Below are 22,277 nucleotides of genomic sequence, written 5' to 3' on the forward strand. Positions count from 1 at the left end.
GTGGGCGGAGTGGTGCGCATGGGGGCGCGAACACCTCGGCGTGCCACCCGTCACACCTCAAGGCGCCGCCTTACGTTCGCGTCGACGAGGGAAGGCGGAGCCGTAGCGTTACGTTCCGCTTCCGTCTCGTTCCGCGTCGTAACCACCGGCGCGCCGGACCCGTTGGAGGGGGCATGGGCTTCACGATCGGCGGCATTCGCGAGATTCGTTCCGGCACGCGTCGGCGCGGCCGTTCGTCGGAGTGCACTGCCGTCGCCGAGTTCACCGGGCTGTGGGGCTGGGACGTGGTGCCGGGGGCGCGGGCCGCGGCGGGCGCGTGCTCGTGCGGACGCGCGGACTGCACTGCGCCCGGCGCGCACCCCCTGGACTTCGCGCCACCGGTGCCGGCCGGGGCCACCCTCGACGAGGTGGGCAGGGCCTGGGCGGAGTTCCCGGGCGCCGCGGTGATGCTGCCGGTGGGCCGGGCGTTCGACGTCATCGAGGTCTCCGAGGCAGCCGGCCGCCGGGCCCTGGTCCGCCTGGAGCGGATGGGACTCCCCCTCGGCCCGGTGACCGCGACCCCGGACCGCCGCGCCCACTTCCTCGTCGCCCCCGGCGCCGCCGCGGAGCTGCCCCGGCTGCTCTACCGCATGGGCTGGGACGACCCCTCGGCCCTGGACCTGCGCGGCCTCGGCCCCGGTACGCACATCACCGCGCCGCCCTCCGACCGGGGCGGCCTGGGCCCGGTGCGCTGGCTGCGCCCGCCCGCGCTGGACTGCGCGACCCACCCGCCGGCGGCCCGACTGCTGCTGGGCACGCTGGCGTATGTGGCGCACCGGTCGCGGGCCCGCACGTAGTGGCCGGGCCCCGGGCACAGCACGCATCGAGCAGTCCATCGCCCTGGCAGCGCAACCGTTCGAGCCAGCACTACGGCGAGCACCCACATCCGCGAGAGCGGCGCCGGTTCAGGCGCACAAGGGCGAAGCGCCCGACCCAACTGCACCTTGGGGCGGGCGCTTCCTGACAGCGGTTCGCAGGTCTGCCGACTGCTCAGTCACCGATAAGGGCGTCCACGAACGCCTCCGGCTCGAACGGGGCCAGGTCGTCCGCGCCCTCGCCGAGCCCGACGAGCTTGACCGGCACTCCCAGCTCGCGCTGGACCGCGACGACGATGCCGCCCTTGGCCGTGCCGTCCAGCTTGGTCAGCACGATGCCGGTGATGTCCACGACCTCCGCGAAGACGCGCGCCTGCACCAGGCCGTTCTGGCCGGTGGTGGCATCCAGCACGAGCAGCACCTCGTCGAGTGGCGCGTGCTTCTCCACGACCCGCTTGACCTTGCCCAGCTCGTCCATGAGGCCGGTCTTGGTGTGCAGGCGGCCGGCGGTGTCGATGAGGACCACGTCGACCCCCATCTCCTTGCCTTCCTTCACCGCGTCGAAGGCGACGGAGGCCGGGTCGCCGCCCTCCGGGCCGCGCACGGTGTAGGCGCCGACCCGCTCACCCCAGGTCTGCAGCTGGTCGGCGGCGGCGGCGCGGAAGGTGTCGGCGGCGCCGAGCACGACCGTACGGCCGTCGGCGACGAGTACGCGCGCGAGCTTGCCGGTGGTGGTGGTCTTGCCGGTGCCGTTGACGCCGACGACCATCACGATGCCGGGCCTGCGGTCCGCGGGCTCGGTCCTGACCGTGCGGTCGACCTCGGTGCCGACCAGCTTGAGCAGCTCCTCGCGCAGCAGGCCGCGCAGCTCCTCGGGGGTGCGGGTGCCGAGCACCTTCACCCGCTCGCGCAGGCCCTCGACCAGTTCCTGGGTGGGCTGCACGCCGACGTCGGCGGTGAGCAGCGTGTCCTCGATCTCCTCCCAGGTCTCGTCGTCCAGGTGCTCGCGCGAGAGCAGCGTGAGCAGGCCCTTGCCGAGAGCGGTCTGGGAGCGGGACAGACGGGTGCGCAGCCGGACCAGCCGGCCGGCGGTGGGCTCCGGGATCTCGATCGCGGGAGCCTCGACGGACGGAGGCTCCTCCACGACGACCGGTGCGGGGCCACCGGGGAGGTCCACCTCCTCGATGGTCCGGCGCGGTTCTTCACGCGGCGTCTCGGCCTCTTCGCCGACGTGCGGCTCGGCCGGGGGCGCGGTGATGTCGGGCGCCTTCGGGGGCGGCGGAGGCAGCGGCTTCTTGCGCCGGGTGCCCACCACCAGCCCACCGAGCGCCGCGATCACGAGCACGGCGATGACTACAGCAAGGATGACGGTTTCCATAACGCGTCCAGTATCAGCCATGGGGCAGGGCGGGAACGGGTTTGTGGCTTGCCCCGAGAGACAAACGCCACTTAACGCAACAACTCGAAGCAAAGTACGATGGTGACAGCTCCGTCCACGCGCGTAGAGTCCCGACCGCCCCCTGTCCCCCCACGTCTGGCCCCCTTTTTGATGAGCAAAACCGTCGAGACAGAAGGTGCTCTCGAGACCCGAGGCATCGAACAGGTCCCTGATCGCGAACGCACCGCGAAGACCCGTGAGCTGTTCCCCACCTGGGTGGGCGCCAACATCAGCGTGTTGCTGCTGACGATGGGCGCGAGCCTGGTCGTGGCGTACCACCTGGACATCTGGCAGGCGCTCGCCGTCGCGGTGGCCGCGCCGGCCGTGTCCTACGGCCTGGTCGGTCTGATCGGGATCGCGGGCAAGCGCGGCGGCGCACCCGGCATGGCGCTCTCGCGCGCGGTCTTCGGCCAGCGCGGCAATCTGCTGCCCGGTTCGCTGATCTGGGTCGCGCGCTGGGGCTGGGAGACGATCAACGCGGTCACCGGCGCCTACGCGATGCTCACCATCCTGGACATCGCGTTCGGTCTGAAGGCCGACAGCGTGCTCGACCTGGTGATGCTGCTGGCGTTCGTGGTCGCGACCTTCGCGATCTCCGGGCTCGGCATCAACGCCGTGCAGAGGTGCAACAAGTACGCGACCTGTCTCTTCGGTCTGTTCTCTGTGCTGGTCCTGGCCTACCTGGTGGCCAACACCGACTGGTCGGAGGTGGTGCACCACGGCGCCGGCTCGACGGCGGCGGTGATCACCGGTGTCGGCATGATCGCGGCCGGCGGTGTCAGTTGGATCCCGTCCGCTCCGGACTTCACCCGCTACCTGCCCCGTACGGCGTCCTCGAGGGCGATCGTCGGCACGGCGGTGGGCGGCGCCGGTGTCGTCGTGCTCCCCATGGTGCTGATGGGCGCGGTGATGGCCGTGTCCACGCCGGACCTGGCCAAGGCCACCGACCCGGTGTCCTTCCTCGCCGAGATCCTGCCGACCTGGATTGCGGTGCCGTACCTGTTCATCGCGCTGATCGGCATGTTGCTGATCAACTCGATGTCGATGTACTCGGCGGGCTTCACGGCGCAGACGCTGGGCTTCAAGGTGCCGCGGCACTGGGCGGTCTCGGTGAACGCCGTCATCTCGCTGGCGTTCGGCGGGGTGCTGATGCTGGTGGCGACGAGCTTCATGGGCTCGTTCATCGCCTTCCTGTCGCTGCTGGCGGTGGCCTTCTCCGCGTGGGTCGGCGTCTTCGGCGCGGACATGCTGCGCCGCACCGAGTACGACGGCGCGGCGATGGCCGACACCAGCCGCACCAGCGCCTACTGGTACAAGGGCGGCTTCTCCCCCGCGGCCGTGGCCTCCTGGGTGATCGGCCTGGTCTCGGGCCTGATGTTCACGACCTCGGACTGGTTCACCGGCCCGCTGGTGAAGAACAACGTCATCGGCGAGTACGGCCTCGGCTGGGTGGCCACGATCGTGATCTCGGGCGTGCTGTACCTGGTCCTGCCGAAGCCGGTGGCGAAGCGGACGGAGGCCGCCGAGGCGGCACCGGCCGAGGAGCGCGCGACCGTCAACGCCTGACGGGCCGCAGGTACGGCTTCGTCCGGCGCGTCCCGACCTGGTCATCTGACGAAGCGTCAGATAACGTTCCCCTCCACCGCATCGCACCGGAGGGGGACTTCCCATGCCCGTCACGGTCGTCCGTTTCAACCTCGTCGCTCCAGGCGCCGGCCCCGCCGAGCTCTCCGCCCGGTACCGGGCCGCCCTGGAGATGGCCGCGTACGCGGACGAGCACGGGATCGGCACCGTGCAGACCGAGGAGCACCACGGCGCCGGGGACAACTGGCTGCCGTCGCCCTTCGCCTTCGCGGGCGCGGTCTTCGGGGCCACCCGGAACATCGCCGTCACGGTGTCGGCGGTGATCGGCCCGCTGCACGACCCGCTGCGGCTGGCGGAGGAGATCGCCGTCCTGGACCTGCTGAGCGGCGGCCGCCTGGTGACGGTGGCCGGGATCGGCTACCGCCCCGAGGAGTACGCCCTGTTCGGCGTCGACTGGAGACGCCGGGGCCGGCTCCAGGACGAACTGCTGGAGACCCTGCTGAAGGCGTGGTCCGGCGAGGCGTTCGCGTACCGGGGCCGTACGGTACGGCTCACCCCGCGCCCGTACACCGATCCGCACCCCCTCCTCCTGGTCGGCGGCTCCTCCGAGGCCGCAGCCCGGCGGGCCGCCCGCCTGGGTCTGCCGTTCTTCCCGAGCGCGTACCTCCCGGAACTGGAGGCCTACTACAAGGAGCGGCTGGCCGAGTACGGCACCGAGGGCTGGGTGATGATGCCCGCGGCCGAGACGCCCCTGCTGCACATCGCCGAGGACCCGGACCGGGCCTGGGCCCTCTACGGCGAGCACCTCCTGCACGAGGCCCGTACCTACGCCTCCTGGCAGTCGGGCGGGGTCCGCTCGGCCGTGCGGTCGGCGGCCACGACGGTGGCGGAGCTGCGTGCGGAGGGCGTGTACCGGATCCTCACGCCTCAGGAATGCGTGGCGCTGCGCGGCGGCAGTCTCGTCCTGCATCCGCTGGTCGGTGGGATGCCGGTGGAGGAGGGCTGGCGCAGCCTCGGGCTCTTCGCGGAACGGGTGCTGCCGGAGCTGGAGGACCGTGCCTCGCGATGAGGGTGCGGCCGAGCCGCTGGATCGCGTGGTGCGGCGACGCCGGGTCGATGTCGTGAGGCTCGTCGAACGTGTCGGATCACTGGGGCGGGCGGCACCGACAACGGGGTGCGACGGGGCGGGGGACCGCACGACACCGCCGCCCCCGGTCCGGGCAGTGGCCGGAGCGGGGGCGGCGGAGGGCGCGAGGAGAGGGGCAGCGGGGACTTGGCCCTTCTCCTCGGGTTCGCGGGGCCGGTCAGCCCATCTCCTCCAGGGACTTGCCCTTCGTCTCCTTGACGAACTTCAGGACGAACGGGATGGAGAGCGCGGCGAAGACGGTGTAGATCACGTAGGTGCCGGAGAGGTTCCAGTCGGCCAGGGACGGGAAACTCGCGGTGATGGCCCAGTTGGCGATCCACTGCGCTGCGGCTGCCACGCCCAGGGCGGCGGCGCGGATCTTGTTCGGGAACATCTCGCCGAGCATGACCCAGACCACCACGCCCCAGGAGAGGGCGAAGAAGAGGACGAACAGGTGGGCGGCGATCAGCGCGACCCAGCCCTGGGTGGCGGGGAGCCTGCCGTCGACCAGGTGGGACGAGAACGCCCAGGCCTCCAGGGCGAGGCCGACGGCCATGCCGATCGAGCCGATGAGCGCGAGCGGCTTGCGGCCGACGCGGTCCACGAAGATCATCGCGATCACGGTGCCGACGATGTTGATGATCGACGTCGTGAAGGAGTAGAAGAACGAGTCCGTCGGGTCGACACCGACCGACTGCCACAGCGTCGAGGAGTAGTAGAACGCGACGTTGATGCCGACGAACTGCTGGAAGACCGACAGGCCGATACCGACCCAGACGATCGGCTTGAAGAAGAAGCCGCCGCCGAGCAGGTCCTTGAAGGTGGACCGGCGCTCGCTCTTCATCGCCAGCTCGATCTCGGCGACACGGCCGTTCAGATCGGTGTTCTCGCCCTCGACCTCGGCGAGGATCTCGCGGGCGCGGTCGTGCTTGCCGACCGAGATCAAGAAGCGCGGGGACTCGGGGATCGCGAAGGAGAGCAGGCCGTACAGAACGGCCGGGACGACCATCACGCCGAGCATGACCTGCCAGGCCTCCAGGCCCATCAGGTGGCCGCGCTGGTTGCCGCCGGCCGCGTTGAGCAGGCCCCAGTTGACGAGCTGGGAGATGGCGATGCCGACGACGATCGCCGCCTGCTGGAAGGAACCGAGCCGGCCGCGGTAGGCGGGCGGGGCGACCTCGGCGATGTAGGCGGGGCCGATGACGGAGGCCATGCCGATGGCGAAGCCGCCGACGATGCGCCACAGGGCGAGGTCCCACAGGGCGAAGGGCAGCGCGGAGCCGACGGCGCTGATCGTGAAGAGGACGGCGGCGATCTGCATGCAGCGGATGCGGCCGATCCGGTCGGCTATGCGGCCGGCGGTCGCGGCGCCGACGGCACAGCCGATCAGGGCGATCGCGATGACCTGGGCGAGGGCCGCGGAGCCGACGTCGTAGCGGTCACGGATGGCCTCGACCGCGCCGTTGATGACGGAGCTGTCGTAACCGAAGAGGAAGCCGCCCATGGCGGCGGCCGCCGCGATGAAGATGACGTGCCCGAGATGCTCGGGATGAGCCGTCCTGACTCCTGACTGAGGTGCCTGCGTAGTGCTGGTCACGTGTATCTCCTCGGGCCGCGGCAGCGCTGCCGCGTGGGGGGCGAGCCCTTACAGGTGGGACCTGTTACAGGCGAGTCCTGAAGGTAAAAGCAACGTTGCAGAGACTATGTCTTCAAGTTTCGAAGTCAATAGGTCGACTGCTGTGAGTTTTTCGACAGAAGTGGGGAAGGCCTGAGGCCGCAACGCGTTCACTTCTTGAACATAGAGTGAAGTTGATCTTTGGCTCCGCGCTAACGAAGGCGCTGTGAGATGACCTTTGACACGCCGTCACCCTGCATGGAGACGCCGTAGAGCGCGTCGGCGACCTCCATCGTGCGCTTCTGGTGCGTGATCACGATCAGCTGCGAGGTCTCCTGCAGCTCCTGCATGATCCGGATCAGCCGCTGGAGGTTGGTGTCGTCCAGGGCCGCCTCGACCTCGTCCATGACGTAGAACGGGCTCGGCCGGGCCTTGAAGATCGACACCAGCAGCGCGACGGCGGTCAGCGAGCGCTCGCCGCCGGAAAGGAGGCTGAGCCGCTTGACCTTCTTGCCGGGCGGGCGCGCCTCGACGTCCACACCGGTGGTGAGCATGTTGTCCGGGTCGGTGAGCACGAGCCGGCCCTCGCCGCCCGGGAAAAGACGGCTGAAGACGCCCTCGAACTCGCGGGCGGTGTCCCGGTAGGCCTCGGTGAAGACCTGCTCGACCCGCTCGTCGACCTCCTTCACCACCTGCAGCAGGTCGGCGCGGGTCTTCTTCAGGTCCTCCAGCTGCTCGCTGAGGAACTTGTGCCGCTCCTCCAGCGCCGCGAACTCCTCCAGCGCCAGCGGGTTGACCTTGCCGAGCTGCTGGTACGCCCGCTCGGCGGCCTTGAGCCGCTTCTCCTGCTCGGCCCGTACGAAGGGGCGCGGCTGGTTGCGCGGGTCGTCCGGGTCCTCCGGCAGGACCTCGCCGTCCGCGGGGGGCGAGGGCGGCACGGGCTGGTGCGGGCCGTACTCGGCCACCAGCCCCTCCGGCTCGACCCCCAGCTCCTCCAGCGCCCTGCTCTCCAGCTGCTCCATGCGCAGCCGTTTCTCGGCGCCGAGCACCTCACCGCGGTGGACGGAGTCGGTGAGCTTGTCCAGCTCGGCCTTGAGGTCGCGGCCCTGGGCGCGTGCGGCGGCCAGCTCCTGTTCCCGGCGCGCCTTCGCGGCCTCGGCGGCGGTGCGCTCCCGCTCGGCGCGGGCGAGGGAGACCTCGATGTGCGCGAGCAGCTGCCGGGCGCCCGAGGCGACGGCCTCCGCGACGGCCGCCTCGTGCCGCAGCCGCGCACGGCGCTGCTCGGCACGCACGCGTGCCTCACGTTCCGCACGGGCGGCCCGGTCCAGCGCGTCGGCCCGTCCGGCGAGCCCCTTCACCCGCTCCTCGTGCGTACGGACCTGGAGCCTGGCCTCCATCTCGGTCTGCCGGGCGTTGGCGCCGTCGGCGGCGAGCCGGTCGCGCACGGAGGTGTCCGGTTCCTCCTCGGCCGGCATCTCCTCGGCGACGGCCAGCCGCTCGGCCAGCTCCTCGGCCTCCTGCACGGCCTTGTCCAGCGCCTCCTGGGCGCGCGCAGCGGCCGCGGCCGACCGCTCGGCCTCCCCGGCGGCACCGCGCGCCTGACCGGCGAGCCGGCCGAGCTGCTGGGCCACGGCGGACTTCTCCCGGTCGGCGGCCCGGCGCCGCTCCGCCAGCTCTTCCACGAGGGTGGCGGCCTCGGCACGCCGTTCGGCCGCCGCCCGCTGCTCGGCGGCCAGGTCGTCGCAGCGCACCGCCAGCTCGGCCAGCTCGGCCGCGGCCTCGTCGACGGAGGCCTGCACCTCCAGCAGGCTGGGGGCGCCGGCGGAGCCGCCGTGGGCGAAGTGGGCGCCGAGGAGGTCGCCGTCGGCGGTGACGGCGGTGAGTTCCGGGTGCGCGCCGACGAGGTCTTCGGCGTCCTCGAGGGTGCCGACGACCACGATTCCTCGCAGGAGGCGACGGACGGCGGGCATGAGGTCGGCGGGGCCACGCATCAGATCGGCGGCGAAGCGCGTGCCGGGAGGCGCGGCGAGGGTCTGCTCGGCGGCTGCGGGTACGTCGTGGCTGGTCGGCCGCTGCGGCGGAGCCGCATGTCGATGCTGCCCCGCGCCCCCTCCGGGCGCCTCCGGTGCCCCCGCCAGCAAGAGGGCCGCTCTTCCTCCGTCCTGCTTGCGGAGCATGCGCAGCGCTTCGGCCGCCGCTGCCGGGCCGGAGACCGCGATCGCGTCCGCCGCCGCGCCGAAAGCCGCCGCCACGGGGACCTCGTAACCCGGGGTGACCGTCACCAGTTCCGCCGCCGGGCCCAGGATTCCGGTGAGGCGCTCGCGGGCGCCGAGGAGTATGCCCGTGCCGTCCTTGCGGCGCAGGCCGAGGGCCAGTGCCTCGTGGCGGGCCTGGGTCGCGGCGCGGGTGCGTTCGGCCGTGGTGAGGGCCTCGCGGGCGGTGCTCAGGGCGGCGTCCGCCTCGGCGAACCGGCGCCTGGTCGCCTCGTGCCGTTCCGCCAGGTCCGCGTCGTCGGCGTCGAGGCCGTCGACCTCCGCCTTCAGGGTCTCGTACTCCTCCTGGGCGCGCGCGGCGCGCTCCTGGGCCTCGTCGCGGGCCGCGGCCAGCCGGTCGATCTCGGCCTGGGCGGAGGCCGCGCGGGAGCGGGCCGCGTCGACCTGCGCGGACAGCCTGGCAAGGCCCTCGCGACGGTCGGCGATGGCGCGGGCGACGTCCTTCAGACGGCGTTCCTCGACGGCCAGCTCCCGCTCCAGTTCGGCCCGGTGGGCGACGGTGTCGTCGAGGGCGCGCTGCGCCGCCTCCAGGGCCGCCTCCAGCTCGGCCTCCTGTTCGCGGATGCGGGCGGCCTCGCGCTCCAGGTCCTCGGGATCCCGGCCACGGCGCTCGTCCACCGGCGCGGAGGTGGCGCTCTTCACGCGCGCGTCCGCGAGCGAGACGGTGCCGCGGACGCGCTCGGCCAGCTGGGACAGCTCGTACCAGGTCTGCTGGGCGCGCTGGAGGCGGGGCGTGAGCTGCCGTACCTCGTCCTCCAGGAGGGCCTCGCGGTGCAGGGCCTTCTTCAGCTCCTGCTCGGCGGCCTCCTTGCGCTCCTTCAGTGCGGCCTCGTCGGCGATCTCGGCCTTGAGGGCCTCCCGCAGGCGTACCAGGTCGTCGGCGAGCAGGCGCAGGCGCGCGTCACGCAGGTCCGCCTGGATGACGGCGGCCCTGCGCGCGACCGCCGCCTGGCGGCCCAGGGGCTTGAGCTGGCGGCGCAGTTCGTCGGTGAGGTCCTGCACGCGCGCGAGGTTGGCCTGCATCGCGTCCAGCTTGCGCAGCGCCTTCTCCTTGCGCTTGCGGTGCTTGAGGACGCCCGCGGCCTCCTCGACGAAGGCGCGGCGGCCCATGGGGTCGGCGTGCAGCACGGAGTCGAGCTGGCCCTGGCCGACGATGACGTGCATCTCGCGGCCGATGCCGGAGTCGGAGAGGAGTTCCTGGATGTCCAGGAGGCGGCAGGTGTCACCGTTGATCTGGTATTCGCTGCCCCCGTTGCGGAACATGATCCGCGTGATGGTGACCTCGGCGTACTCGATGGGCAGCGCGCCGTCGGAGTTGTCGATGGTCAGGGACACCTCGGCGCGGCCCAGCGGGGGGCGGCCGGTGGTGCCGGCGAAGATGACGTCCTCCATCTTGCCGCCGCGCAACGACTTGGCGCCCTGTTCGCCCATGACCCAGCTGAGCGCGTCCACGACATTGGACTTGCCCGAGCCGTTCGGACCGACGACACACGTGATCCCCGGTTCGAACCGGAGCGTGGTCGCCGAGGCGAACGACTTGAACCCGCGGAGGGTCAGGGCCTTGAGGTGCACGCCGCTGGACTCTACCGGGAGCCGCTATCTCACTCCATGAGCCCTCGCAACCGCGCGGTTTCGCCATTGAACATGCAGGGCACACCGTACGTTAAAGGCAGTGAAAGGATGCGTGGCAAAGAAAGAAGGGACGCCGAAGCGTCCCTTGCAACTCCGACGACCGGATCGCGGCCGTCGGATCGGCTGAGCGGTTGATACGGCAGCCCGATCACTGCGACTGCTGTTGTGGAGCTGATGCAGCGATCAGGTGAGCGCAGGCTCCGCCTGGTGTGCGTCGATGCTCTCCATGATCCTGTCCTGAGAGGCGGCAGCCGACAGCGCTTCGTTCTCCGCCTGGATCCGTACGAGCTCGGACTCCAGGTCCTGTACACGCTGCTGCAGCCGTCGCATCTCGGCGAGGAGTCGAGGGTCGGAGCCGCCGACGTAACCGAGAAGCGCCTTTGCCATGATGGATGGTCCTCCACAATGAGTGACCGACCGATGCGGTGTGGGTCGTGAGGGATTGCACCCGCGGTGCTTGGCACATCCAGGTGTGGATCTGGTGTTGCTCCATGCCAAACAGCTAAGGTGCGCGGGGCTTTCAGCGTCTCACCAAAAAGTTTGACGGTCAACACGATCACGCCCTGTATTGGGGGGCAAACCGGGCGCGCGGCCGGGGAAATCGGCGACGCTGCATGTCATCCGGTGCCTCAGGGCGTGACGATCAGCTGGTACCAGCGGAGCCTGCCATGCCGGGCCGTTCTTGGCAACCACCAGGTCGTTTCCGCTTCCCGCACGTGCCCCCGGCAAGCCCCCGTGCGCCGGTCGCGCGCCTTCACGGAAACCGGCTCAGCGGATGGCGAAGCCGTCGTAGCCGCCGCGGGGTGTGTCCCAGATCTCGGTGACTCCCTCGACGCGCCCGGGCGTGTCGTCGCCCTGGAGCCAGTCCAGCAGCCCCTCGCAGCCCTCGCGCGAACCCTCCGCGACCACCTGGACCCGGCCGTCGGCCAAATTGAGAGCAAAACCACGCAGCCCGCCGATCTCCAGCGCCCTGGCCCGCGTGAACCAGCGGAAACCCACACCTTGCACGCGTCCGCGCACCCAGGCGACCAGCCGTACATCTTCGCTCATGGGTGCAACCTAACCGGCCGATGTCGCTCGGGACACACCCCCCGTGGGTGGCATGCGGTACCGTCCCGACCCGATGAATCTCATATGAAACTCACTCGTTCGAGTGAGTCGGGTCGGCCAAGCGGCGTCACTCGCCGCACAGGCGCCGGTCGCCCGCGAGGATGCGAAAGAGGGCAAGGACATGGGACGCCACCGACGCACCGACGCCGGCCGCGCCACCACGGGCCGCGCCACGGGGGTTCCCCGGACGGAGCACTCCCCCGGGGGAAGCGTGGAGCCGCGGGACGTGTACGAGGGTGAGATCGTCCGCCGCGCACCGGAGCCCTGGGACAACCCGGCGCCGTACGCGGATGCGTGGGCGCCCCGGGACCCGTACACGAGCGAGCCGGAACCCTGGGACCTGGCGCCGTACGCGGACGACCGCGCCGCCTGGTACCTCGCCCCGTACGCGGGTGACCGCACTGCACGGAACTTCGCGCCGTACGCGCACAGCCGGACTCCCCGCGGCATCGCCCCGTATCTGAACCCGGAGGCCCACACCCCGGCGACGGGTCTTCGGCCGCTGGACCGTGCCGACGCGACGGCGCGGGCGCACGCTTACCTGTTCGCGGCCGAGGACGGCGGCCGGGGCGGTCCCGGAGGCGATGGCTTCGCCTCGGCGGGCAACCGTTCCCCCGGCCACCGCCGCCGGAAGAAGACCGCGCGGCCGGTGCGCACGGGCCTGCTCGGGGTGTCCGCGGCCGTCGCCTTCGGTACGGCCGCAGTGGCGGCCGGCGTGGTGCCGGGCCTGCAGAGCTACCGGCTCGGCGGCGGCAGCCACACGACCGGCGGGGACCGGGTGCAGGCGGCGAACGCGCCGGGCAACACGGCCGCGGAGCAGGGCGGCAGTTCGGGCAGCGCCGACAGCCCCGGGGGCGCGACAGGCGCCGGCCCGGCCGGCACGACCCCTCGGTCGCCGAGCCGGTCCGCCTCCTCGTCGGCATCGCCGTCGCCGTCACCGTCGGCCTCGGCGTCCCCCACGACCACCCCCTCGAAGAAGGCGACCGGGAAGCCTGCCACGGCGACACCGGCCGGCAAGCCCCTGACCACCCCGTCGCATACGGCGAGCAAGGCGCCCACGGCGAGCAGCGCGCCGGGCACGGTGCCGGCGGCGAACGCCGCCGAGGCGCAGGTGCTGAAGCTCGTCAACCAGGAGCGGGCGAAGGTCGGCTGCACCCCGCTGACGGCGAACTCCTCCCTGAGCAAGCTGGCCGAGTCGTTCAGTGGTGACATGGCGGCGCGGGACTTCTTCGATCACACCGACCCGGACGGCAAGTCGCCGTGGGACCGGGCCGCGGCGGCGGGCATAACCAACCTCGGCGGCGAGAACATAGCCCGCGGCCAGGCCGACGCGGCGGCCGTGATGGAGGCCTGGATGAACAGCCCCGGCCATCGCGCCAACATACTGAACTGCGACTTCAGGACCCTGGGCGTGGGCGTCCACTTCGGCCCGGGCGGACCCTGGTGGACACAGGACTTCGGGTACTGAGACAGCCGCCGGAGGACCGGTGGGGGAGGCGGAGGGGCCGGGCACCGTGACGCCACGCGATGGTTCGAGCGGAACGCCGATGCGATGCGCCGGTGGTCCGGGCGTCTGCTGCTTCTCGACGCCTGTGCCATCGGCGTCCACCACGTATACCGACACGCCTTCGTCCACGCCTCACTGTGGCTCGCCGCCGGCGTCGGCGGCACGTCGATGCGCATCGCCGACGCCCGACGAGCGAGGCGCAAGGCCGAGCGAGCACGACGGCAGCAACTGCGTACGCTCGCCGAGGCGTTCCGCGAGGTCATGGAGCGGAGGACCGGCATTCGGAAGAAGTGATCCAGCCGACCGGTCCACAGCCTTCGCCGCCGGGGCGGGGATCGCGGGCCGCTGATCCGTGCTGTGGGCGAAGGAGCAGCTTCGGCTACTGCGGCGGTCATGGTGACCGACGCGGGCCCGCCGGCCGGGTCCGGGTCCACCGCTTCGCGCGGTGGACCGCACCCGACGGCAGGAAGGGCGCCCAGTACGGCGAGCCCGTCGCGCGCCGACCTCCCCACGGCCCTCGACGACCCTGCCACGTGGGTCGAGCCGGCGGATCACCACCGGTACGGCGCCGTCACCCTGTCGGCGACGGACGCCTGGCGCGCGCTGAACCGGTCACCGAGCCGGTACGGCGCCCTTGCCCCGGGCGAACGTCCGGGCCGTCTGCGTCACCCGGCGGCCCAGGTGCTCGGCCGTGGCGATGTCGGACTTGTGCACGGCGTCAGGACCCTCGTCCACATTGGTCTGGGCGGCCGCGCCCGCGAAGACGCCGAGGCGGTTGAGGTCGTTCTCGGAACCCGCGCTGTTGTTCCAGCCGGGGTGCAGGCCCAGGTTGATCCAGTTCATCCCGTGCTGTGCGGCCAGGATCTGGAAGAACTGCAGGGTGTGCAGCTTGTCGCCGCTCTTGGAGCCGGAGTTGGTGAAGCCGGCGGCCAGCTTGTCCTTCCAGTCCTGGCCGAACCAGCGCTTGGAGGTCGCCTCGGCGAACACGTGGAAGGCACCGGAGGCGGTGCCCATGTAGGTGGGCGAGCCGAAGACGATCGCGTCGGAGCGGTCCAGCGTCTCCCACTGCGCGTCGGTGATCTCGTCGACCTTGATCAGGTGCACCTCGGCACCCGCCTCGGCGGCACCGGCGCGGACGGCCTCGGCGAGTACGGCGGTGTGCCCGTGGCCGGAGTGGTAGGCGATCGAAACGACAGGGGTGGTCACAGGGTCTCCTCGAGTGGCAGCACGGCTGCACCGTCCGGCAGCGGCACGGGCAGCTCAGAAGCAGTGACTTCAGGAAAGCACTAACTTTGAGTTAGTGCAAGCTGGTGGTTAGCGCTGCGCGCGCGTACCCTGATGTCATGACCGCCACCACCCGGGACCACGACGACCTCGCGTACAACGTCTTCGCCAAGGCCTGCCCCTCGCGCGGCACACTGGAGCACGTCACGGGCCGCTGGGGCGGACTGACGCTCGGCGCGCTGTACGAGAGCCCGCTGCGCTTCAACGAACTGCGCCGCCGCGTCGACGGCGTGAGCGAGAAGATGCTGTCCCAGACGTTGCACGCGCTGGAGCGCGACGGCCTGGTGCACCGCGAGGCACAGCCGACCAATCCGCCACGCGTGGACTACGAACTGACGCCCCTGGGCCGGCAGGTGACCGAGCGGCTGCTGGCGCTCATCCACTGTGTGGAGGGCGCCATGGACGACGTCCTCGCGGCACGCGCGCTTTACGACGAGACGCGCGGCGCCCGCTGACACCTCGGGCAGAAGTAGCTGGACCGGTTCATCCAGGGGCGCCGGCGCATCGGTGTTCCGCACCGCCGGCACGGCTCGCCCTCGCGGCCGTACGCGTCCAGGGACCGGTCGAAGTAGCCCGACTCGCCGTTGACGTTGACGTACAGGCTGTCGAAGCTGGTGCCGCCGACGGCGAGGGCCGCGTGCATCACGTCCCGGACGTGGCCGAGGAGTTCGGCGGTGACCGGGCGGGTGAAGTTCGCCGTCGGGCGCTCGTAGTGGATGCGGGCGCGCCACAGGGCCTCGTCCGCGTAGATGTTGCCGACCCCGCTGATCAGCGACTGGTCCAGCAGCGCCCGCTTGATGGTGGTCCGCTTGCGGCGCAGCGCCAGGTGGAAGGCCTCGTCGTCGAAGAGCGGGTCCAGGGGGTCGCGGGCGATGTGCGCGATGACGTCGGGCAGGCCCTCGGGAGTGTTGTCGTGCAGCGACAGCCCGCCGAAGGTGCGCTGATCGACGAAGCGGAGCTCGGTGCCGAGGGAGTCGGCGAACCGGACCCGGATGCGCAGGTGCTTCTCGTCCGGCGTCTCGTACGGCTGCACCAGCAGCTGGCCGCTCATGCCGAGGTGGGCGAGGACGGACTGGTTCGTCTCCTCCAGCGGCAGCCACAGGTACTTGCCGCGCCGACTGGGCGTACCGATGTGGTGGCCCTTGAGCCTGTGCGCGAAGTCGTCGGCGCCCGCGACGTGCCGACGTACGGCGCGCGGGTGCAGCACCTCGACCTCGGCGACCGTGCGGTGCGCGACCCAGCGCTCCAGGCCGCGCCGGACGACCTCGACCTCGGGCAACTCGGGCATCGGGACCCCCGTACAGAGCTGTGGATGAGCGGAGCGCCCGCCCCGTCGTGAACGGTGGGGCGGGCGCTCGGTACTGCTGTGGGTCAGGCGGGGGCGGACGACGACTCGTCGTCCTTGACGGCGGCCTTGGCCGCCTCGTCGGCCTCCTGGGCCGCCTTGGCCGCCTTGGCGCGCTCGTCCGCGGCGGCCTTGATGGCCCGCCAGGCGGACTCGGCGGCCTGCTGCTCCGCCTCCTTCTTGCTGCGGCCGGTGCCGGTGCCGTACGAGACGCCTCCGACGCGGGCGGCAGCAGTGAAGGTCTTCTCGTGGTCGGGGCCGGTCTCCGTGACCAGGTACTCGGGCACGCCGAGTCCTTCGGTCGCGGTGAGCTCCTGGAGACTGGTCTTCCAGTCCAGGCCGGCACCGAGGTTGGAGGACTTCTCGATCAGCGGGTCGAAGAGCCGGTGCACCAGCTCGGACGCCGCCTCGAGGCCCTGGTCGAGATAGACCGCGCCGATCACCGCTTCCAGGGTGTCGGCGAGGATGGACGCCTTGTCCCGGCCGCCCGTACCCTCTTCACCGCGGCCGAGCCGGATGAAGGAGCCCAGGTCGAGGCCCCGGCCGACCTCCGCCAGCGCACGCGAGTTGACCACCGCGGCCCGCAGCTTGGCCAGCTGGCCCTCGGGCAGGTCGGGGTGGATGCGGTACAGCGTGTCCGTGACGACGAGGCCGAGCACGGAGTCCCCGAGGAACTCCAGCCGCTCGTTCGTCGGCAGACCGCCGTTCTCGTACGCGTAGGAACGGTGGGTCAGCGCGCGCACCAGAAGGGCGGACTCGACCTTGTAGCCGAGCCGCCCTTCCAGAAGCGTGTGGGACGAGGCCTGGTTGTCCGCCTTCTTCTTGGCGGGTGCGTCCGCCTTGGCGTCTTCCGCCTTCTTGGGACTGGACACAGTGCCTCTCACCAGCCCGCTCAGACTTCGAGGACCTGGCGCTTGTTGTAGGTGCCGCAAGACGGGCACGCGATGTGCTGCTGCTTGGGCTCGTGGCAGCGCTCGCACGCAACCAGGGTGGGGACCGCAGCCTTCCACTGCGACCGGCGGTGGCGCGTGTTGCTGCGCGACATCTTCCGCTTCGGAACAGCCACGGCTACTTCTCCTGCTTCTCGTCGACGCCCGCTTCGGCGCCGCTCATCTCGTCCTTCTCGCCGTCTCCGAGTGAACCGGCGAGTCCCTGCAAAGCCGCCCAACGGATGTCGACGGCGTCGTGGTGGTGGTCCGGGTCGTCCGCGAGCCGCGCTCCGCACTCGGAACACAGGCCCGGGCAGTCCTCCCGGCACACCGGCTGCATCGGCAGTGCGAGCACCACCGCATCGCGCAGCAGAGGTTCGAGGTCGAACAGTCCGTCCTCGAGGAAGAACCTGTCCTCGTCGTCCTCGGCGTCGTCGCCCGGTTCCGCGATCACGCGGCCCCGGTCGTCGGCGTCAGGGTACGAGAACAGCTCCTGGAAGTCCGCTTCGAGCTCCAGCCCGACCGGCTCCAGACACCTTACGCACTCCCCCTCGGCCTGTGCACGGGCGGTGCCTGTGACGAGCACCCCTTCCATGACCGACTCGAGCCGGAGTTCGAGCTCCACCGGGGCGCCTTCCGGCACTCCGATGACCCCCTGGATGCCGAGCTCGGCGGGGGCGTCGATCGTGCGGGTCAGGCGCTGGAGCGCGCCAGGCCGCCGGCCCAGCTCGTGCGTGTCGAACACGAGAGGGTTGCGGTGGTCGAGGCGGGCGTTGGAGGCCATTCCTGCTTTCGATCTTCGAGCTCGGAGGGCCGCCGCCCTGCGGTACCGCGGGCAGCGGAGATCGCGGACGTACGCGCGACCGAACAGCCAGGATACTGGACCTTTCGCTCACGGCCCAATCCGGTGGTCGGCGGGCCGCGTCGGCCCGCTACAGCCCCCGGCCCTGCTCGTACGCCCTCAGCTGCTCCGCGCTGATCATGCTGGTGTCGAAGAGGCTGGTCTCGTCCAGGGCGTAGCCCTGCTGCGGCTGGTGCTGAGGGGACTGCTGGTGCGCCTGCTGGGGGTCGTAGGCGCCCTGCTGGTGGTCATAGCCCTGGTAGCCGGCGTAGGGGTCGGCCTGCTGGTAGCCGTAGGGGTCCTGCCCGCCGTAGGCGGGCTGCTGCGGGAAGCCGCCGTAGGGATCGGGCTGCTGCTGCTCGTACGCGTACGCGGGCTGCGGGTCGTACGACGGCTGCTGCGGGGTCTGCTGCGACCGGTCCGGGCGCTCGGCCGGGGTGTCCTGCTCGGCGAGCGCGGCGAGGTCGGCGAGGTAGTCGGCGTCGCTGGAGTGCTGGAAGGTCGAGGTGTCGTCGGCGAGGGCGCCGAGGTCGTCCGTGGCGATGCGGCCCTGCAGCTTCTGCCGGCCGCGGCCGACGGCCTCCAGGGTCTTGGCCAGCACCGCCTCGAAGGCGCCGAGCTTGGCGTCGACGTACTGGTCGGCGTTGTGGCGCAGGGTCTCCGGGTCGTGGCTGCGCTCGGGGGCGTCCTCGTCCTCGTAGCCGTTCTCGTCCAGGCCGGGGCCGGTGCCGAGCAGCTTCTCGCGGCCGCGGCCGACCGAACCGAGGGTCTTGGTGAGGACGACCTCGAAGTTGGCGAGCTTGGAGTCGACGTAGTCGTCGGCCTCCGCGCGGATCTCCTCCGCCTCCTTGCGGGCCTCGGCGAGGATCCGGTCGGCCTCGGCCTGGGAGCGGCGGGCGATCTCGGTGCCGGAGACCAGCGAACCGCGCTCGGCATGCGCGCTCTCGATGATCCGCTCGGCCTCCTGGCGGGCCTGCTCGACCATCTGCTCACGGTCGCCGATCAGTTCCTGCGCCTGCGCGAGGGAGCCGGGCAGGGCCTGGCGCACCTCTTCCAGCATCGCGAGCAGATCGGCACGGTTGATCACACAGGACGCCGACATGGGCATGGCCCGGGCGCCGGCGACCGCGGAGACGATCTCGTCGAGCTTCTTCTGCACGTCCACCTGTGCTCGCCACTCTCTACAGCCGGGATGGAGACGGACGGGACGACTGTAGTCCCATCAGGGTGTGCGCAGGCGCTTGTTCAGGGCCTCGAGCACCGGGGCGGGCACCAGGCGGGAGACGTCGCCGCCCCAGGCCGCGACCTCCTTGACCAGGGAGGAGGAGAGGAAGCTGTAGGTGGGGTTGGTGGGCACGAAGAGCGTCTCGACGCCGGTGAGGCCGTTGTTCATCTGGGCCATCTGCAGCTCGTAGTCGAAATCGCTGACGGCGCGCAGGCCCTTGACGATGGCGGGGATGTCGCGCTGCTTGCAGAAGTCGACGAGGAGGCCGTGGAAGGCCTCGACCCGGACGTTGGCGTAGTCGGCGGTGACCTCGCGGATCAGCTCGATCCGCTCCTCGATGTCGAACATGCCCTTCTTGGACTTGTTGATCATCACCGCGACGTAGACCTCGTCGTACAGGCGGGAGGCGCGGGCAATGATGTCGAGGTGTCCGTTGGTGATCGGGTCGAACGACCCGGGACAGACGGCGCGGCGCACTTGTGATCCCTCGCTCTCCGGTCCGGTCATCGTGCGTCTTCGCACGTAGAGGCGGCGCGACCGTACCAAAACGTTCCCTCGCCGTAGCGACGGGACCTGATCGCCTCGAAGCCGTCCGGCCAGTGGAAGGGGCCGCCTCTGGTGCTGCGCTCCACGGTGACGAGCGCTTGCTCAGCGAGCCAGCCTTCCGAGCGGAGTGTGAGCAGAATCTCCCGAAGATCGTGATCCGGGACGGCGTACGGGGGGTCGAGGAAGACCAGGCCGTACGGCTCGTCCGGTGCCGGTTGCCGGATGATCTGTTCTGCTTTGCCCGCGCGCACCTCGGCGCCCGGAAGCCCCAGGTTCCGCACGTTTTCGCGGGCCACTCGGGCCGCACGGGCGTCGGCTTCCACGAGGAGCGTGTGGCTCGCGCCCCGGGACAGGGCCTCCAGGCCCACGGCGCCGGAGCCGGCGTAGAGGTCCAGGACCCGTTCGCCGTCGAGGGGACCGCCGAGGAGGGACTGCCAGGTGGAGAAGAGACCTTCGCGGGCGCGGTCGGAGGTGGGGCGGGTTCCGGTGCCGGGAGGTACTGAGAGACGTCGTCCGCCTGCCCGGCCGGCGATCACGCGGGTCATCTTCGGTCCTTGTTCGAGGGTGGTTACGGAATCAGTTTGGCAGCAGGTGCGCCGTGGCTGCTCGCGCCCGCGGGCGGCAGCCGCAAGTTCGCACGGCCCCGCGCCTCCTGCGTGATCCACATCACCCCTTTTCCAGGTACTGCTCCCTCTCCTCGTCCAACAGCGCGTCCAGCGCCGTACGAAGACCCGGCAGAGCCTCCAGCTCCGGGTCCGCCGTCACCAGGGCCGTCGCCTCCCGTCGTGCCTCCGCGATGACCTCCTCGTCCTCGATGACGGCCAGGACGCGCAAGGAGGAGCGGGCACCGGACTGGGCCTGACCGAGGACGTCGCCCTCGCGGCGCTGTTCGAGGTCGATGCGGGAGAGCTCGAAGCCGTCGAGGGTGGCGGCGACCGCGTTGAGACGCTGGCGGGCGGCGCCGGCCTCGGGCATCTCGGTGACCAGGAGGCACAGGCCGGGTGCCGAGCCGCGGCCCACGCGGCCACGCAGCTGGTGGAGCTGGGAGACGCCGAATCGGTCGGCGTCCATGATGACCATGACCGTGGCGTTGGGGACGTTCACCCCGACCTCGATGACCGTGGTGGCGACGAGGACGTCGGTCTCGCCGGCCGCGAAACGGCGCATCACCGCGTCCTTGTCGTCGGGGTGCATACGACCGTGGAGGACCTCCACCCTCAGGCCCTGGAGGGGGCCGCGGTTCAGTTGGTCGGCCACGTCGAGGACGGCCAGCGGCGGGCGCTTCTCGGCCTCGTCCTCGGGGGACTTCCTGCCGGCCTTCTTCGGGTCGTCCTCCTCGTCGCCGATGCGCGGGCAGACGACGTACGCCTGGTGGCCGTTCGCCACCTCCTCACGGACCCGCTCCCAGGCGCGGGCGAGGAAGTGGGGCTTGTCGGCGGCCGGGACCACATGGCTGGCGATGGGTGAGCGGCCCGCGGGGAGCTGGTCGAGGACGGAGGTCTCCAGGTCGCCGAAGACCGTCATGGCGACCGTGCGCGGGATCGGGGTGGCCGTCATCACCAGCAGGTGCGGGGGCTGTTTGCCCTTGCCGCGCAGGGCGTCGCGCTGCTCGACGCCGAAGCGGTGCTGCTCGTCGACCACGACGAGGCCGAGGTCGTGGAACTGGACCTTGTCCTCGATCAGGGCGTGGGTGCCGATGACGATGCCGGCCTCGCCGGTGACCAGGTCGAGCAGGGCCTGGCGGCGGGCGGCGGCGCCCATGGAGCCGGTGAGCAGGACGACCTTGGTGGCGTGCTCGGCACCGCCCAGCATGCCGCCCTCGGCCAGCTCGCCCATCATCTCGGTGATCGAACGGTGATGCTGCTGGGCGAGCACCTCGGTGGGCGCCAGCATGGCCGCCTGCCCACCGGCGTCGACCACGGCGAGCATGGCTCGCAGGGCCACCAGCGTCTTCCCGCTGCCGACCTCGCCCTGGAGCAGGCGGTGCATCGGGTGTTCCGTGGCGAGGTCGTCGAAGATCTCCTCGGAGACCTTCCGCTGGCCCTCTGTGAGGGTGAAGGGCAGGCGGTCGTCGAAGGCCGCCAGGAGACCGTCGGGTCCGGCCTTGCGGGGGAGGGCGGGAAGTTGGGTGTCGGCGTAGCGGTGGCGGGCCAGGGCGACCTGGAGGACGAAGGCCTCGTCCCACTTCAGGCGGGCGCGCGCGCCGGCGACGTCGGCCTTGGTGTGCGGGCGGTGGATCTTGAGCAGGGCCTCGGGCAGGGGCACCAGGCCGCGGCCCTCGCGCAGGGAGACGGGGAGCGGGTCCACCGCCTCCAGGGCGGTGGGCAGCACCGTCTGGACCGCCTTGCCGATCTTCCAGGACTCCAGCTTGGCGGTGGCCGGATAGATCGGGATCAGGGCGCCGGCCCAGGTCTCGACGGTCTCCTCGCCGTCACCGCGCAGCAACTCGTATGCGGGATGGGCGAGTTGCAGGCGGCGGTTGAAGACGGAGACCTTGCCCGCGAACATCGCGCGCGTGCCCGGCAGCAGCTCCTTGTGGGGCTTGTGGACGCCGTTGCCGAAGAAGACCAGCTGGAGCCGGCCGCCGCCGTCGGTGATCGTGACCTCCAGGCGCTGGCCCTTGCCGCGGGGGGCCTTGGTGGAGGCGAAGGTGTGCAGGCGGGCGTCGGCGACCTGGGCGACCACCGTGACGTGCTCGTCCATGGGGAGGTCGGCGAGCCGGGTGAGCTGGCCGCGCTCCTCGTATCTGCGCGGGTAGTGGTGGAGGAGGTCGCCGACGGTGTGCAGGCCGAGGTGCTCGGCCATCACCTTCGCGGTGGCGGGGCCGAGCACCGACTTCAGTGGCTGCTTCAGTGGTTCTCGCAGTGCGGGCACGCGATCCATTGCACACCACGGCACCGACAATGCCGTAGCGCCGACCTGCGGATGTGCCGCGGACGGCGTCCCGCGGTTCGGGAAGTGTCGTCGG

General features: G+C 71.2%; 20 protein-coding genes. 6 read left to right on the forward strand and 14 right to left on the reverse strand.

Annotated elements, in window-relative coordinates; translation table 11 throughout:
- The first annotated feature begins 173 nt into the window (after positions 1-173).
- A complete protein-coding gene (locus tag AC5WRT_RS05185; RefSeq protein WP_496096919.1) occupies positions 174-836 on the forward strand; it encodes a bifunctional DNA primase/polymerase in 663 nt (220 codons plus the stop codon).
- Between the two features lie 193 nt (positions 837-1,029).
- Here AC5WRT_RS05185 and ftsY read toward each other — a convergent pair whose 3' ends face one another.
- Positions 1,030-2,232, reverse strand: a complete 1,203-nt coding sequence (ftsY, locus tag AC5WRT_RS05190; RefSeq protein WP_496096920.1) for a signal recognition particle-docking protein FtsY — start codon at positions 2,230-2,232, stop codon at positions 1,030-1,032.
- A gap of 171 nt (positions 2,233-2,403) precedes the next feature.
- On the opposite strand from ftsY, the gene AC5WRT_RS05195 reads away from it, so the two are divergent.
- Together AC5WRT_RS05195 and AC5WRT_RS05200 are read left to right on the forward strand one after the other, a co-directional pair.
- Complete coding sequence (locus tag AC5WRT_RS05195; RefSeq protein WP_496099971.1) at positions 2,404-3,858, forward strand: cytosine permease; 1,455 nt, start codon at positions 2,404-2,406, stop codon at positions 3,856-3,858.
- A gap of 103 nt (positions 3,859-3,961) precedes the next feature.
- A complete protein-coding gene (locus tag AC5WRT_RS05200) occupies positions 3,962-4,945 on the forward strand; it encodes an LLM class flavin-dependent oxidoreductase (RefSeq protein ID WP_496099972.1) in 984 nt (327 codons plus the stop codon).
- Positions 4,946-5,180: 235 nt separating this feature from the next.
- Here the strand turns inward: AC5WRT_RS05200 and AC5WRT_RS05205 are convergent, their stop codons facing one another.
- The 4 genes from AC5WRT_RS05205 to AC5WRT_RS05220 all read right to left on the reverse strand — a co-directional run bounded on the left by AC5WRT_RS05205 (position 5,181) and on the right by AC5WRT_RS05220 (position 11,572).
- Positions 5,181-6,599 carry a sugar porter family MFS transporter gene (locus tag AC5WRT_RS05205; RefSeq protein ID WP_496096923.1) on the reverse strand — a complete coding sequence of 473 codons (1,419 nt, stop codon included), beginning with the start codon at positions 6,597-6,599 and terminating at the stop codon, positions 5,181-5,183.
- Between the two features lie 230 nt (positions 6,600-6,829).
- Positions 6,830-10,462, reverse strand: coding sequence for a chromosome segregation protein SMC (smc, locus tag AC5WRT_RS05210; RefSeq protein ID WP_496099973.1), 3,633 nt, complete (start codon positions 10,460-10,462; stop codon positions 6,830-6,832).
- Between the two features lie 243 nt (positions 10,463-10,705).
- Positions 10,706-10,909 carry a hypothetical protein gene (locus AC5WRT_RS05215; RefSeq protein ID WP_031167290.1) on the reverse strand — a complete coding sequence of 68 codons (204 nt, stop codon included), beginning with the start codon at positions 10,907-10,909 and terminating at the stop codon, positions 10,706-10,708.
- Between the two features lie 381 nt (positions 10,910-11,290).
- Positions 11,291-11,572, reverse strand: a complete 282-nt coding sequence (locus AC5WRT_RS05220; protein ID WP_496096925.1) for an acylphosphatase — start codon at positions 11,570-11,572, stop codon at positions 11,291-11,293.
- Positions 11,573-11,753: 181 nt separating this feature from the next.
- Here AC5WRT_RS05220 and AC5WRT_RS05225 point away from each other — a divergent pair, with 181 nt between their 5' ends.
- On the forward strand, positions 11,754-13,100 hold the full coding sequence (locus tag AC5WRT_RS05225; protein WP_496096926.1) for a CAP domain-containing protein: 1,347 nt from the start codon (positions 11,754-11,756) through the stop codon (positions 13,098-13,100).
- 84 nt (positions 13,101-13,184) lie between these two features.
- Positions 13,185-13,433, forward strand: a complete 249-nt coding sequence (locus tag AC5WRT_RS05230) for a hypothetical protein (RefSeq protein WP_496096927.1) — start codon at positions 13,185-13,187, stop codon at positions 13,431-13,433.
- Between the two features lie 318 nt (positions 13,434-13,751).
- Here AC5WRT_RS05230 and AC5WRT_RS05235 read toward each other — a convergent pair whose 3' ends face one another.
- Positions 13,752-14,345, reverse strand: a complete 594-nt coding sequence (locus AC5WRT_RS05235; protein ID WP_496096928.1) for a flavodoxin family protein — start codon at positions 14,343-14,345, stop codon at positions 13,752-13,754.
- Positions 14,346-14,482: 137 nt separating this feature from the next.
- On the opposite strand from AC5WRT_RS05235, the gene AC5WRT_RS05240 reads away from it, so the two are divergent.
- Positions 14,483-14,878, forward strand: a complete 396-nt coding sequence (locus AC5WRT_RS05240; protein WP_496099974.1) for a winged helix-turn-helix transcriptional regulator — start codon at positions 14,483-14,485, stop codon at positions 14,876-14,878.
- On the opposite strand, the gene mutM is transcribed toward AC5WRT_RS05240, so the two are convergent.
- The 8 genes from mutM to recG all read right to left on the reverse strand — a co-directional run bounded on the left by mutM (position 14,851) and on the right by recG (position 22,192).
- Positions 14,851-15,711 (reverse strand): bifunctional DNA-formamidopyrimidine glycosylase/DNA-(apurinic or apyrimidinic site) lyase, encoded by an 861-nt coding sequence (mutM, locus tag AC5WRT_RS05245; protein ID WP_496096930.1) that lies wholly within the window; start codon positions 15,709-15,711, stop codon positions 14,851-14,853. The genes AC5WRT_RS05240 and mutM overlap by 28 nt on opposite strands.
- A gap of 83 nt (positions 15,712-15,794) precedes the next feature.
- Positions 15,795-16,652 carry a ribonuclease III gene (gene rnc / locus AC5WRT_RS05250; protein WP_496096931.1) on the reverse strand — a complete coding sequence of 286 codons (858 nt, stop codon included), beginning with the start codon at positions 16,650-16,652 and terminating at the stop codon, positions 15,795-15,797.
- Between the two features lie 8 nt (positions 16,653-16,660).
- On the reverse strand, positions 16,661-16,834 hold the full coding sequence (rpmF, locus tag AC5WRT_RS05255) for a 50S ribosomal protein L32 (RefSeq protein WP_003951102.1): 174 nt from the start codon (positions 16,832-16,834) through the stop codon (positions 16,661-16,663).
- Between the two features lie 2 nt (positions 16,835-16,836).
- Entirely contained in the window at positions 16,837-17,481 is a 645-nt protein-coding gene (locus AC5WRT_RS05260; RefSeq protein ID WP_496096932.1) for a YceD family protein, read from the reverse strand.
- A 148-nt stretch (positions 17,482-17,629) separates the two neighbouring features.
- Complete coding sequence (locus AC5WRT_RS05265) at positions 17,630-18,703, reverse strand: cell division initiation protein (protein ID WP_496099975.1); 1,074 nt, start codon at positions 18,701-18,703, stop codon at positions 17,630-17,632.
- 57 nt (positions 18,704-18,760) lie between these two features.
- On the reverse strand, positions 18,761-19,240 hold the full coding sequence (coaD, locus tag AC5WRT_RS05270; RefSeq protein WP_496096962.1) for a pantetheine-phosphate adenylyltransferase: 480 nt from the start codon (positions 19,238-19,240) through the stop codon (positions 18,761-18,763).
- A gap of 26 nt (positions 19,241-19,266) precedes the next feature.
- Positions 19,267-19,974: a 16S rRNA (guanine(966)-N(2))-methyltransferase RsmD gene (gene rsmD / locus AC5WRT_RS05275; protein ID WP_496096934.1), complete on the reverse strand. Its 708-nt coding sequence runs from the start codon at positions 19,972-19,974 to the stop codon at positions 19,267-19,269.
- 1 nt (position 19,975) lies between these two features.
- Complete coding sequence (gene recG / locus AC5WRT_RS05280; protein ID WP_496096935.1) at positions 19,976-22,192, reverse strand: ATP-dependent DNA helicase RecG; 2,217 nt, start codon at positions 22,190-22,192, stop codon at positions 19,976-19,978.
- Between the last annotated feature and the right edge of the window lie 85 nt (positions 22,193-22,277).

This window comes from Streptomyces sp. NTD91 (assembly GCF_059510455.1).